The sequence below is a fragment of the Synergistetes bacterium HGW-Synergistetes-1 genome, assembly GCA_002839185.1.
In the GTDB taxonomy this organism is placed as follows: domain Bacteria; phylum Synergistota; class Synergistia; order Synergistales; family Synergistaceae; genus Caenicola.
In genome coordinates, this window is record PGXO01000005.1 from 148,808 (window position 1) to 162,584 (window position 13,777).

12 protein-coding genes are annotated in these 13,777 nt (G+C 47.8%); 1 reads left to right on the forward strand and 11 read right to left on the reverse strand.

Annotation, left to right across the window (positions count from 1 at the left end):
- Nucleotides 1–6 precede the first annotated feature (6 nt).
- From lpxK to CVV54_05955, 5 genes are all read right to left on the reverse strand, one after another.
- Nucleotides 7–2,304: a tetraacyldisaccharide 4'-kinase gene (gene lpxK / locus CVV54_05935; protein ID PKL04415.1), complete on the reverse strand. Its 2,298-nt coding sequence runs from the start codon at nt 2,302–2,304 to the stop codon at nt 7–9.
- Nucleotides 2,276–4,063 carry an ABC transporter ATP-binding protein gene (locus CVV54_05940; GenBank protein PKL04416.1) on the reverse strand — a complete coding sequence of 596 codons (1,788 nt, stop codon included), beginning with the start codon at nt 4,061–4,063 and terminating at the stop codon, nt 2,276–2,278. The genes lpxK and CVV54_05940 overlap by 29 nt, the downstream gene beginning before the upstream one ends.
- Before the next feature lies 1 nt (nt 4,064).
- Nucleotides 4,065–5,192: a lipid-A-disaccharide synthase gene (gene lpxB / locus CVV54_05945; GenBank protein PKL04417.1), complete on the reverse strand. Its 1,128-nt coding sequence runs from the start codon at nt 5,190–5,192 to the stop codon at nt 4,065–4,067.
- Nucleotides 5,177–5,992 carry a DUF1009 domain-containing protein gene (locus tag CVV54_05950; protein ID PKL04418.1) on the reverse strand — a complete coding sequence of 272 codons (816 nt, stop codon included), beginning with the start codon at nt 5,990–5,992 and terminating at the stop codon, nt 5,177–5,179. The genes lpxB and CVV54_05950 overlap by 16 nt, the downstream gene beginning before the upstream one ends.
- Before the next feature lie 180 nt (nt 5,993–6,172).
- The gene (locus tag CVV54_05955) at nt 6,173–6,979 is read right to left on the reverse strand and encodes a ZIP family metal transporter (protein PKL04419.1); all 807 of its coding nucleotides are present in this window, start codon (nt 6,977–6,979) and stop codon (nt 6,173–6,175) included.
- A gap of 137 nt (nt 6,980–7,116) precedes the next feature.
- Between CVV54_05955 and CVV54_05960 the strand changes: the two genes are divergently transcribed.
- Nucleotides 7,117–7,896 carry a hypothetical protein gene (locus CVV54_05960; protein PKL04420.1) on the forward strand — a complete coding sequence of 260 codons (780 nt, stop codon included), beginning with the start codon at nt 7,117–7,119 and terminating at the stop codon, nt 7,894–7,896.
- A 73-nt stretch (nt 7,897–7,969) separates the two neighbouring features.
- On the opposite strand, the gene CVV54_05965 is transcribed toward CVV54_05960, so the two are convergent.
- The 6 genes from CVV54_05965 to CVV54_05990 form a co-directional block, all read right to left on the reverse strand.
- Nucleotides 7,970–8,128, reverse strand: coding sequence for a rubredoxin (locus CVV54_05965; GenBank protein PKL04421.1), 159 nt, complete (start codon nt 8,126–8,128; stop codon nt 7,970–7,972).
- Nucleotides 8,129–8,206: 78 nt separating this feature from the next.
- A complete protein-coding gene (locus CVV54_05970; GenBank protein ID PKL04422.1) occupies nt 8,207–9,298 on the reverse strand; it encodes a peptidase M24 in 1,092 nt (363 codons plus the stop codon).
- Entirely contained in the window at nt 9,291–10,283 is a 993-nt protein-coding gene (locus CVV54_05975; GenBank protein PKL04423.1) for a hydrogenase expression protein, read from the reverse strand. Before CVV54_05975 ends, CVV54_05970 begins: the two co-directional genes overlap by 8 nt.
- Before the next feature lie 6 nt (nt 10,284–10,289).
- Nucleotides 10,290–10,838, reverse strand: coding sequence for a hypothetical protein (locus CVV54_05980; GenBank protein ID PKL04424.1), 549 nt, complete (start codon nt 10,836–10,838; stop codon nt 10,290–10,292).
- 25 nt (nt 10,839–10,863) lie between these two features.
- Nucleotides 10,864–11,730, reverse strand: a complete 867-nt coding sequence (locus tag CVV54_05985; protein ID PKL04425.1) for a tRNA (adenine-N1)-methyltransferase — start codon at nt 11,728–11,730, stop codon at nt 10,864–10,866.
- Entirely contained in the window at nt 11,731–13,665 is a 1,935-nt protein-coding gene (locus tag CVV54_05990) for a transketolase (GenBank protein ID PKL04426.1), read from the reverse strand.
- Between the last annotated feature and the right edge of the window lie 112 nt (nt 13,666–13,777).

Below are 13,777 nucleotides of genomic sequence, written 5' to 3' on the forward strand. Positions count from 1 at the left end.
CTGTATTCACCCGGCAGCCTCTCCTTTTTTATAGGGCGATTCCTTTCCGCTCTTTTGTTCTATAAAAGAACGGTATTTTTCATAGACAGCACATCTATTATCCCATCCAAGAGCGGATGCGCAATACTCAACAACGTGATCAAGCGCTCCAAATCCACCCAAATTCCGTATACCTGCCTCTTTCATGCTCTTCTTCAGTTCAGGCTCGCTAAGAATTCGTTCAGCAGCTTTTGCAAGCTCCTGCGATTCAGCTTTTACAAGAATCTCCGCCTCTTTCAGAAGCTTTTTCTGTATAAGTTTCCCTTTTTCAAGTATGGAGACAACTGGCACGCCAAGACCTGCACACAGCTGGTTTGCTGTCCCGCCAAGCCCGATAAGCAGATCCGCTCCTAATGCTGCGTCTGCCACTTCTCCCCTGAATATCCTGACTTTTATCTCCTCTGACTCAAGTATGTCGCTGCAAGAAGTCAATTCCCAGCTGCCAAGGTTTTCAAACAGTTTATCCACATCGATCATAGGGGCCGGTACCATGACGAAGCTGCATTTCTTTCTTTTTGAGAGTTCCTTTGCAGAATCCAGGATCAGTATCACATCTTCGTAAGTCCTTGGACGACTCCCCGGCAAAAGCAGGATCCTGTAGCCTTCTGTTCCACTCCATACATTTATTACAGACTTATCCTTATCTATAAGATCCATTACCGGATTGCCGCAAAATTCTGCATTAACTCCCCCCGACCTGAGTTCCTCTGCTGTTTCCGAGTCCCTTGTCCACACAAATCTGCTTCGGTGTTTAAGCAAAAATTGTTCGACAGAGAGGTGTCCGCTCAGATGTACAGATTTTGCGGTCGCGACAAGGACCGGTTTCATCCCCTGTCCCCAGAGCATGCTTGCGATCAGGTAAACATCTCCGACACAAACAGGAGTCCTGTATCTGCTGTAAAGTGATGAAAGTGCGCTCATTTGAGAGGTGATAGAGCTTCCCAGTCCGTGCCTCAGATCCTTTATGAACTCGAGGAAACTGTATTTTATTACTCCTCCGCTTGGCATTTCAATAGACGGTGACAGGACTCTGAAACCCTCGTTCCTGTAATGTGTGCCTGAACCGACGAATGCAAAGGCTGAAACCTCTGCAGCAGTGAAGCGCTTCTTCAACTTTTTCGCAAGTACAACTCCTATCGCGTCTTCTCCATATCCGTTAGATGCTATCATCAAATTGGGCTTGAGCTTCTCCAAAATTTTCTTTCTGAATCCGAGATCATCATCAAGAGTTACAACTATACGGGGAATATATATGGGAATATCCAGATCCAACCCCTCAGGAAGGTTCACAAGATCCTTTTCCGTGCAGATAAAACCGTCAACGCCTCTGTTCTTTGCCAGTTCGACCAGACCGTTTATGTCGCTTTCTGTAAAGATATGGTGATCCCTGAATGTTCGATGGTCAGAAATCGTAATATTTATTTGTTCAAGGAATCTATAAAATCCAGCAGGGCTGCCTATTGCAGAAAAGGCTATGTAATTTCCACGCGGACTTACTCCGGCAGGAAGGCTGCGTTCTTCTCTCCTGAGTATCTCTATCCATGATTCCATTTTGATTTCAGCGGTAAATATCTTATGCGGATCCAGAAGTTTTTCAAGTTCAGCCTTTGCCGAAGCAAGCTGACTAGGATTAGCCTGGTTTGCCTTGGTTATGACAAGGATATCCGCCCTGCTGAAAGCTGATTTAGGCTCCCTCATAGAACCCGCAGGAATAACATTGCCGTTTCCAAAAGGACATGTTGCATCTACAAGGACTATGTCTACATCGCGCGCCATCCTTCTGTGCTGGAATGTATCATCGGTCACAGCAACTTTGGCTCCCAGAGAAGCAAGCAGTGCGACTCCCTGGACTCTGTCTCTGGATACAACGATTTTTACTCCGGGAAGCCTTTTAGCCAGCATCAGAGGTTCGTCCCCTGCAGTATTCCTGTGAGTGCTCTCTTCGTCCTGGCCTATCCATATGGGGCCATGCTCTTTAGTCCTGTATCCTCTGCTTACAAGCCCGGCCTCTATTCCGGCTTCCTGAAACTGCCTGACGACAAGCTCGGTCATGGGGGTCTTATTCGTACCTCCCAGGCTGTTGTTGCCAATGCTCACGACGGGAAGCGGAGGCTCCGTTACCCCCAGCAGGCCTCTTGCGTATAGGTTGATCCTTAACTTCATCCATAGGCGCGTAATAAACTGAAGGGGATAGAGCAGCGCCCAAGGTGATATCTTTCTTTCTCCCCTTGCGTATCTAAGATAACTGCGCAGTAGTTTTGACATTTTCTTCGCCGTGTTCTCCGTTGCTTGCTTTGAAAAGCTTGTAATAATGCCCTTTTAGCGACATAAGCTCATCGTGCGTGCCCTGTTCAACAAGTCTTCCTCCCGAAAGTACAGCTATCCTGTCGGCATCACGTATCGTTGAAAGCCTGTGGGCTATTATGATCGCGGTCCTTCCTTGCATTGCCTTTCGCATCGCTTCCTGTACCTGCTGTTCTACCAAAGCGTCAAGCGACGAAGTAGCCTCATCCATTATCAGTATCCGCGGATCCCTTACTACAGCCCTTGCGATCGCAATACGCTGTCTTTGCCCCCCGCTAAGAGTTACTCCTCTTTCTCCTACAGCTGTATCAAAACCATCGGGAAGGCTCCTGATGAAGCTGAGTATTCCGGCAGTCTCGGCGGCTCTTACAAGGTCATCGTCAGTAACTCCTTCATATCCATATCCAATATTGTATGCAAGTGTTCCCTTCATCAGGACTGGATCCTGAGGTACTACTCCTATCTGCCTGCGGTAGCTTTTCAGGTCAAGCTGTTTAATATCTGTTCCGTCAATCAAAAGTGTTCCTTTCTGCGGGTCGTAAAATCTCATAACAAGATCAGCCAGTGTTGATTTTCCGGCACCGGTAGATCCAACAACTGCTACTTTCTGCCCCCTGGCGATCTCAAAATCCAGGCCTTTCAGGACCCATGCTTTGTCGTTATAGGCAAACCAGACATCATTGAATGTTATTTGACCTTCCATCGGGGCGAGGATCAGTGGGTTATCAGGCAAGGGCACTTCGTTTTTTTCGTCAAGTATTTCGAAAACCCTGTCAGCTGAGGCAACTCCCTGTTGTATAGTGCTGATGACTCGGCTCAGTATCCTTATCGGCTGGACAAGAAGGCCGATGTATGTAAGAAAAGCAAGAAGCGCGCCGGCAGTCAGCTTTCCTTTTATAACATCCATGCCGCCAAACCACAAAATAAAAGCAAGAGCCGCAATAAGTATCACTTCAACTGTGCCTTCCAGGAAACCTCTCACCTGGGTCCCTTTCATTACCGCCTTAAAATGCCTGTTGCTTTCATACTCGAACCTTGCATATTCTTTCTCTTCAGTGACGAAAGCCCTGACTATCCTTATTGATGAGAGTGCTTCCTGTGCGATCGCCGCCACCATTGCCAGTTTTTCCTGTATAGTACCTCCGACTTCACGCAGCTTTGAAGAAGCTTTATCAATAACTAGCACAGCCAGAGGAGTAACTATGAATGTAATAAGAGTAAGCTTCCAGTTTATGAAGAGAAGGAAACATATGATCCCAATAAACGTGCAGCCCTGCACTACGAAATCTACTATGACCGAAGCAAGGATATTCTGCAAAACGGCAACATCGTTAGTTATCCTTGAAAGGAACTCTCCCGAACGCTTGCTGTAAAGTTTAGCAAGGGAAAGTCTTTGGGTGTGGTCGTAGAGCTCCAGCCTGATATCTATGACCACCTTCTGTCCGACCCATGTCATAAGATACATATGCCCATATCCGAAGATAGCTTTCAGAACGTAGAGAGTTATTATTCCTATTGCAAGAAGATTCAGAGTTGAAGCTTCTTTGTTTATAAGGACATCATCAACGATATTTTTTATTAGCCAGGGAGGGACGATCCCAAATATTGACGAAAGGATCATACACGCAAGGGCAGCTGCCAACCTCTTTTTGTAGGGCTTGCAGTATCCGAGCAAACGAATATAAGAGGACCATGCTTTTTTGTCTTTCAAAGAGAACATCTCAGGCTGCCCCCATTATTCTTCTTGCCCACAACTCGTAGACTCCCGTCTCTCCAAGCATTTCCCTTGCAAGATCCATTTTTTGAGATATATATTTTTTGGTTTTATCATCACCATTTAGCCACTTCAAAACCTCTTTGAGTATATTTTCCTCTGTGGCTTCCTCCTGCATCAGCTCCGGAAAGAGTTCCATGTCCAGCAGGATATTTGGGATCGTATAATAAGGGGTCTTAACAAGACGTCTTGCCAGAAATGCAGAGAGCGGACTGAGCCTGTATGCCGCCACCATGTAGCTCCCCAGCATCATTGCTTCTACAGCGACGGTCCCGCTTGCAGCAACCGAGCAGCATGAAGCGGCAAGGAGATCCCTGCCCTGACCTGTGTAAACATCGAAATTACCTGCCTGAAGGCGCTCTGTCATCTTCATTTTTTCCCTCTCATGAAGTCCGGGGGCTATCGAAAAAACAGGACGCCATCCCATCGCTCTAAGTCCAGAGGCTGCTTTTTCCATTACAGGCAGGAGATTTCTGACCTCGACTCCCCTGCTTCCCGGAAGGAAACCTATAAGCATTCTGTCGTCTCTGTAGCTCTCCGGCAGATTTGCTGCAAGGGCCTCTTTGTCTGAAAACTCCTCTATCATCGGATGACCTTTCCAATAGCTGCTGCAACCATTTTTCAGAAGAAATTCATGCTCAAACCTGAAAAGCGGAAAACATTCATCTACAACGGCAGCTATTTTTTTTACCCTTTCTCTTCTCCACGCCCATACGGACGGCGGAGAAATGTAGAAGACCCTGCCTTTGTATCCTTTCGACCTCAGTTTCTGCACAAGGCGAATATTGAAATCAGGACTGTCGGCGATCACAACGCTTTGAGGCCCCCTTTGCATTATTCGGTCTGTCATCTCATTCAACAGTCTGAATAATTTGGGCACTGAGGATAGCACCTCTGCAATTCCAAAAAGCTGAAGTTCCTCACCAGGCCACTCGACCCTTACGCCAGCTTCCTTCGGCTCTTTGCCGCCCATGCCCCATATATCGCCTTCATAACCCATTTTGCGGAGAGTTTTAGCGACAGAGGCGGTATAGTGATCTCCGGATGCTTCGCCTGAGCTCAGGAAGATCGACACTGTTCTATTCCCATCACGGTAATTTTTTCTTTTTCAGCAACGGAACGGAATTCTTCGGGTTCCATTATAAGAGTCCAGCCTGCGTGAAGAGCAAGACAGGTCAGTTTTGCCTGTGCCATGTTTCTCAGTGTGTTAGGTCCCACGGTTGGGATGTCATATCGCTGATCCTGGTCAAGCCGCATCATTTTAACTACAGTTCCTCCCGAGCAGATTGAGCCGGCCCTTAGAAGAGTGGCGTCCGTTCCTTCCATGGCCTCCACGGCGACTACCGAACGTTTGTTGACGACAACTGTCTGTCCAAATGACAGAGGGACAAGAGTTTTACAGATCGAGAAACCATATTCCGCATCATCCATCTCTTCAGAAGTGGGCCTTCTTCCTGCTATATGCCCGGGCCTGGCAAGCAGGTCCGGGATGATCTCCCTGTAACTCATTACCTCGAATCCGGATTTTTCAAGAAAATCTACAAGAGCTCCCAAAAGTGAGTGATCGTCCCTGAAAACCAAGCTTGCAAGAAATTTCTGCGTTGTAAGATCAAAAAGTGAGGGTTTGAATGCAAGAGTCTTTGATATGAGGCCAGCCATAATAATTTTTTTAACGCCTCGGCTTTTCATGTCCTTGATAGTGGACCCCAGATCAGGCTTTACAATGTTTACTACCTCGAGTGCATACTTAGATATCTCCCCGACTTTTTCCCTGACAGAGTAAACGACCGGAGGTGTCCCCATGTCAGTAAGCCTGCTTGCTATTACGACAGGCAGATTTCCATCCCCGGCTATCAAGGCTATCTTATTTTCCATCAATTATTCCTCCTGAAACCATATCTGCTGTAAAGTCACATACTATAATTGTCACTCATAAAAACGGAATTAGTCACATATCTTTGGTGCCATCGGGAAAGTATAGCACAGCTCGCTGTCCTGCCGTTCCGAAAGGGCAATGACAACGAAAGTCAGGAGCCTCTGTCGTTTATGTTTTTACTATCCCAGTGCAACATCAAGGACCATCATTACAGCAAAACCAAACAAGACCCCCATTGTAGCCAGATCCCCGTTTCCGCTCGATTGCGACTCGGGGACTACCTCTTCAACAACAACAAATATCATCGCACCTGCCGCATAAGCAAGCGCATATGGAAGTACGGGCCGGGCTATCTGAACTAAAAGAGCGCCGATAAGGGCAAAAAAGGGTTCAACTACCGCAGAAAGCTGACCATATAAAAAAGCCTTCTGCCTGCTCAGTCCCTCACGGCGAAGAGGCATCGAAACAGCAAGCCCTTCCGGGAAGTTCTGCAGCCCTATGCCTATAGCCAACGCTATCGCTCCGGCCATAGTTGCCTCCGGCATAAGTCCGATTGCTCCGAATGCGACCCCGACAGCCATGCCTTCAGGTATGTTATGGATGGTTATAGCCAAAACAAGGAGCGTCGTCCTCCTCATTCTTGACGGAGGTCCTTCCGGGTCTGTTTCTGCCATTCCAGGATGGAGATGAGGCATGAGCATGTCAAGAAGCCGCATTGAAATACCTCCGAGAAGGAAGCCAATAAAAGGAGGCAGCCATCCGGGGTAGCCCAGTTCCTCTGATATCAATATCGCCGGGGCAAGCAGAGACCAGAAACTGGCGGCGATCATTACCCCTCCGGCAAATCCCAGCATTACATCAAGAACTTTCTGATCAGGCCTCTTTGCAAGAAAGACTCCCGAAGCGCCCAAAGCTGTCAGGCTCCATGTAAAGCATCCTGCCAAAAGCGCCTGGATCGGCGCCGACAACTCCATAAACCAATTCATAGGGACACCATCCTCCAAAGAGTGATCTCTTGGAACAACTCCTATTTTACAAGCAAAACATAAGTACCAATAGCGCGGATTTAGCGCAACGGATATAAAAAGCATTTCAATCTGAGGTGATATAATATTCTCTCAGAATGTGGGGGGCGAAGCCAGTGTTTTCTACCGATAGGACAAATGAATGGTTCAAAGTCTTCACAGATAGTTATAAGACAGAAGGTATACTCCACCCTATGCTTGACCTCAAGCTCAAACACAGCAAAAGGGTTTCTGAAATATGCTCTGAAATAGCTGATTCAATGGGATGGGACGAGTATGGAGACAGCTGGCTGGCACATACCTCAGGTCTTCTGCATGACGTGGGAAGATTTCCACAATACAGTAAGTACGGTACCTTTTTCGACAGTATCAGTGTTGACCATGGAGACCGGGGCGCAGAAATAATCTCAAGAGAATTCAACTGGGAAGGCATCCCTGAGAATTTTAGGGAAAATGTCATATCTGCTGTTAAGTTCCACAACAAGAAATTAGTACCGACCGACATTAAGCTTGGTGCTTATAAGTGGTCATGCCTTGTCAGGGACGCGGACAAGATCGATATTTTCAGAATGGTAGAAGAGCGTATCGACAAAGGAACGATATTTGAAATGCTCCCGAGGCACCAGTCGGCAGAAGGCCTTTCTTCCGATCTTGTGGAAGAAATAAGGAAGACGGGCTCCGGTTCCTATTCAAATGCCAGCTCCCTTCAGGATTACAGGCTGATACAGCTGACATGGGGATGCGACCTGAATTTTCCTGTTTCAGTGGCTACTATCAAAGAAGAAAAAATAATCGAGAGGATCCGGGAAGACCTCCTGCCCTTCGGTATAACCGACCTCGTTGACGATCTGATAAGCCGAATATATTCCATGGAATAACAAAAGGGAGACCTGCATATCAATAAGGGTCTCCCGTAACTATGACTTATCCTCGCTTTGTCTTGTTAACTGATCACTGAGCTTCAAACATATCCTTGCCTACACCGCATACAGGGCAGGCCCAGTCATCGGGGATCTCTTCAAAAGGTGTTCCCGGAGCAACTCCTGAATCCGGATCTCCTGCTTCTGGATCATAAACATAACCGCAAACGGTGCATACGTACTTCTTCATTGTCCATAGTCCTCCTTTTAAATTGGGCCTCACCAACGGCCACTATTGCCGGAATCATTATCATTTTAACATTATTTATCATACACGGTAAAAAGACTGATCAAGTTTTCCTGTCAGCCTTGTTCCCGCTTGCTCAATTATAAGGTAATTATCCTCTAATCTCAATCCTCCCCAGCCATCGATATAAATTCCGGGTTCGATCGTGACAACGTCGTTATGTTTCAATTCATATGAATATTTTGAGGAAATGTATGGCGTCTCGTGTATCTCAATGCCCAGGCCGTGCCCCAGTCCATGTGTAAAATATCTGCCCAGTCCCATTGATTCGAGCACATCATATGCAGTTTTATATACAACGGTTCCCTTTGCGCCGGAGCACAGAACTCTGACAGCCGCATGGTGCGCCTCTGACAATATTTCATGATAATCTTTTGCACGGGGATCCGGTGCACCAAATGAAAAATTTCTTGTAATGTCGCAAAAGTATTCCCTATACCTGACGCCAAAATCCACCGTGACCCACTCGCCCCGCACCATTTCTTTATCTGTGGCCCTTCCATGCGGCATCGAGCTTCTTGTTCCTGACGCAACTATCATGTCAAATCCGGCCTCGCCGCCAAATTTATTGATGTTGAAATTGAGGAGCGCTTCAAATTCTTTTTCAGTCATTCCCGGCCTTACTAGGCCTAATGTTTCCAAAAAAGCGTCAGCGGCGATCTCTCCCGCCCTTATGATAAACCGGACCTCATGTTCATCTTTTGAACGGCGAAGTTCTGATATCAGATAAGATCCGTCGCTCCATCTGGTATTTTTAGCAGAGGATAGTTTTTCCCATGTTAAATGGGAAGTTTTTGTTGCTTCACAAAGTATTTTTTGAGCGCCGTGAGCGGATATGCTTTCAATAAGATCGTCGACCAGACTGTTTTTTTGGGCAGAGACCCGGTGCGGCGACTGTATTTCACCCTGCTGCCTGTACCTGGCATCAAGGATCAGTTCGGCAGAATCTTTATATACAGCCAGCGCTCCCGATGTGCCTCTAAAACCGCTAAGATAGTACAGTGACTCCCAGTTGTAGCTTTCCTCTGTGAAGACGACAAAAGCATCAGTACCCGTTTTTGCCATCTCTTCCCGCAGCTTTTCAGCTCTTTTCAGGATAAACTTATTATCCATTCTTTGCTCCACCCATCTTAAGGAGTCTCCAGAGCTCCTCTGAAGGTTCGGGCACCGGGTCTTGAAGTTTTTCTCCCATTGATCCTACAACAGATGCATCAATATTTAATTTTGCAAGCTCCCGCAACGCTTCAGATGTCTTTTCCCCAGGCACAGCGGCAATGAGGCTGCCTGAAGCTATCAGTCGAAGCGGATCGAATCCAAGTTTTTCTGCCGCCCTGGCTGTAAGGGGATGGACAGGAACTGAAGCATAGTCTATATCCGTCCTGAGACCGCTCAGGGCCGAAATCTCACCTATTCCTCCCATGAAGCCTCCTTCAGTGGGATCGTGCATGAACTTGGCTATTTTTCTCAATACTTTGGATTCTTCAAGTACTGAAGTCTTTTCAGCCCATGAAACCATCTCGGTTATATCTGCTTCAGACATGAAGGGTTTTAAAAGCTCCGGCTTATCTGTTGCAAGGATAGACATACCCTCTATGCCTATATGTTTCGTGACAATCAGTGCATCGCCCGGTCTCAGTTCATTGGCCCTAAGCACTCTGTCTGCTGTGCCAATAAGGGCTCCCATGATCACAGGCCTTTCATATCTGTCGTTGAATTCCGTATGTCCTCCTGCAACAGCGATACCCTGAGCCAGACATTCCTCGTGTATCTCACTCATGATCCTTGCTGCGCCATCTTCCCCCCATGAAGGAGGAAGGATGAGTGTAACGGCAAGATAAGCCGGATCGCCGCCCTTGGATGCTATATCGTTTGAATTTATCCTTACAAGAAGTCTTCCCGCACCTTTTTCCGCGCCTACGATGGGATCGGATGAAAAGACAAGGTACTTTCCTTTCGGCCACTCGATGACAGCCGCATCCTCTCCCACTGCCGGGCCGATGAGAAGCTCTTGGCGTACTGCCCCGATGTAGCGCAGTACGTTCCGCTTAAGAGCTTCCGGCGAGAGTTTTCCGGATGGAAGTCCTTTGGTCTCGTCCATTTTCAGTCACCTGTTTCTTATCGAATATATACAGCCGCAGTAGTCCTGCCTGTAGAGTCCCAGTTTTTTGCTCTCATCCACGGACCTTTTGAATCCGTTGTTTTTTCGCCAGATCTTTGAGACCCAGATCAGACCGTAATCAGAACAAATTTTTTCTCCTATTTCGTTAATGACGGAGGGATCTTTATGCGGACTGATAGTGAGGGTGGTCGTCAACAGTCCTGCCCCGCTCCTGACTGCATATTGAGCCGCAGCTTTCAGCTGGAGCTCAAAACAGAGCAGGCATCTTTTCCCGCCCTCAGGCTCAGATACAAACGTTTTCGTTTCCCTTACCCACTTCTCGGGGTCGTAAGGCATTACATGACACACTATACCTTTCGCTTGGCATAGAAACACTACTGCATCTGCCCTTTTTTCAAATTCGTCCTTTGGGTGGATATTGCCCCCGTAGAAAAAACCTTCTGTACTATATCCCTCATCCAAAAGGAGATCTGCAGGTACTGTTGCATCAGGAGCACAGCATATATGAAGGATCAGTCGCTTTTTGTCATCCATGTATTTAAACGGCGCCTCTTTATAGCTACTCTTCTATTACCTCTTCTTCTGCCTCAGCCTCAGCCTCAGCTTCAGCTTCAGTTTCAGCATCTCCGTTATCCTCCGCCAGGGGTACCTGTTCCGGCAATGGAAGTGTCTTCACTGCAAAGATCAGGTATCCGGTATGACCGATCATCACATCTTCGGGCCTTATGCGGTTGGGTTCGGTCTTATAGTAGCGCAGCATAAGCTCGACCACCTGGACATCAGCGAAACCAAATTCCGAGAGTTTTACAAGGGTCTCAGATATCTGATTTGCAGTAGGGACAAGTATGCCGAGATGATTTCCGGGAGCCAGTGCTTCATATGCCTTGTCTATGTACTCCCACGGAGTCGGAATATCAAGGAAAACTGCATCGGCATCCCTCTCTTTGAACCCATCGTCAAGCGACCTGACGTTGAATTCTATCCTGTGGGCAACTCCCCATTTTTCGGCATTCTTCTTTGCAAGCGCTGAGAATTCCTCTCTCCTGTCATAAGTACAGACCTTCCCCTCGTCACCGACAAAATGGGCAAAGGTACAACAGAGGCTTCCTGAGCCTGTGCCGCATTCGACGACAGTACAGCCCGGGAAGATGTTCATGTGCTGGAGTATAAACCCCGCATCTTTAGGGAAAACTATCTGGGTCTGTCTCTTAATTCTCCTGGTGTATCCGGCCAGGGTAGGCCTTAGCAGATAATAGACCTCTCCTTTCGGAGTAACTATGCCCTCCCCGTATCCGTGCTCCATAAGCTCGGTGTGCTTGATCTGTCCGAAATGAGTCCCCTGAGACATCCCCGGTGTTACTTTTATGAGGAAATTATCTCCCTTTTTGGGGTTCCAGATAAATACCAGGTCTCCTGCCTTTATCATCTAGTTCAGCGTTCCTTTGACTGCAGCTGCTATATCTGCCGGAGAAAGCTTCATCTCAGCCATGACTTCATTGCCGGGCCCTGAGCATCCATAATGGGTCACTCCCAGATTGACTATCCTGACTGCTTTTCCGGCACGGGCAAACATCATTGCCGCTATCGAGCCGATCCCTGTGTTCACATGGTGGTCTTCACATGTGATAAGGGGCTTGTCTCCCACAAGCTCTATGAGTTTCTGAGCATCCATCCCCAGCGGCGAGGCACAGTGAAGGACTTTAACACTGACACCTTCGGCAGCAAGGAGGTCACTTGCAGCCATGGCACGGCCAGCAAAATGTCCCATTGAGAGTATCGTTGCATCTTTGCCGTCCCTGAGAACATCTATATCCCCGTAGTTAAATGTGTATCCGTCACCGTAGTAAGGAGTCCCGTCTTCTTTAAGGACGACAGAAAGTACGCTCCTTCCCATTGCAAGGCAGATGTTGCCCGGTTCTTTCAGCATCCATCTTGTAGCCCTGTCCGTCTGGTTGGGGTCGGCCGGAACTATGACCTTCCATCCAAAAGTGTTGCGGAAAAGCCCGACATAATCTATGCACTGGTGGGTCATTCCGTCTTCGCCTACATCGAGCCCTGTGTGAGTGAGAACTGTTTTTATCGAAGCCTTGTTTATGTCGTTGAGCCTCTGCTGGTTGTAGACTTCATCAGCACCAAAAACGCCAAAAGCTGCCCACAGAGAGACTGCTCCGGCAGCGGAGGCTGCTCCAGCAACTGTAGCAGTCGCGTGTTCCTGAATACCGGACTGTATAAAATTGTCAGGACATACCTTGGCAAAACCGTCTACTTTGACCGAACCGGCGAGATCGCAGTCAAAGACGATCATCGGAGTACGTCCTTCTTTTTTGTAATTCAGCTCCCCAACCTGGGCGAGTGCCTTGCCAAAGGCGCCTCTGTTGTCCTTCTTGTCCTCTTTTGTATATGTTACAGGGGTCCCTGTATCGAGATCAGGCACGCATCTTGTTACCTCACGGCCCTTTGGAAGTTCTCCCTTTCTGGCTTCGAGCGCCTTTTCAAACATCCCCATATCAGCTCCAAGTTCACTCAGAGCTGTTGCAAGATCCTCGCCCGATGCAGCCTTGCCATGATAATCAGGGATATTCTGCATAAAAGAGACCCCTTTTCCCATGACTGTCCTGCAAAGTATCACGTAACAACCCTCATGGGTCACTGCACATCTCATCGCATCGTAGATCTGCGAATAGGAGTGTCCATCGCACTCTATGACATGCCATCCGTCTGCCTTCCAAAGTGCTGGGATATTGACCGGCATTACTTCTTCGATATGTCCGCTTATCTGTATATCATTCCAGTCCACAAGCACTGTGAGGTTGTTCAGCTTTTCTTTCGCTGCTATCCTTCTTGCTTCAGATACCTGTCCTTTTACCTGTTCCCCGTCACCCATTACTACCCAGGTCTTGGAGTTTGATCCGCGGGCTCTTGCTGCCAGCGCAAATCCGACTCCTGCTGCAAGCCCCTGTCCAAGGTTGCCTGTTCCCCAGTCGACACCGGGAACATCCCTTTCAACATGTCCCTGGAATGGACTGCAGGTACGCCTGAAGTTCGGATACATCTCCTCGGGAGAGAAAAACCCGTATGCCGCAAGCGCGGAATAAAAGCCTGCGGATGTGTGTCCGTGACTTATTACGATCCTGTCGCGTTCCATGCAGTCAGATCTGTCAGGAGAGACTTCAGCCACAGCCAGCAGTGTCATGTATATGTCCATAGAAGAGAGTGCTCCGCCCGGGTGTCCGCTTTTTGCGGCTGAGGTCGCTATTACCGACCACACTCTGCCTTTTCGCGCTCTTTCCTTAAGTTCCGCTGTCATTTCCGGGCTGACCTTTGCAGCCCTGAAGCCTTTCATTTCAGTCGTTGGGTCCATTTCTTAATAACTCCTCTCAAAAAACAGAAAAATTGGTCAAAACACAGACAGGTCAATTGTAACCTTAATATGGAAAATTTGGAAAAATATTTTTGATAGTTTATAATAGCGA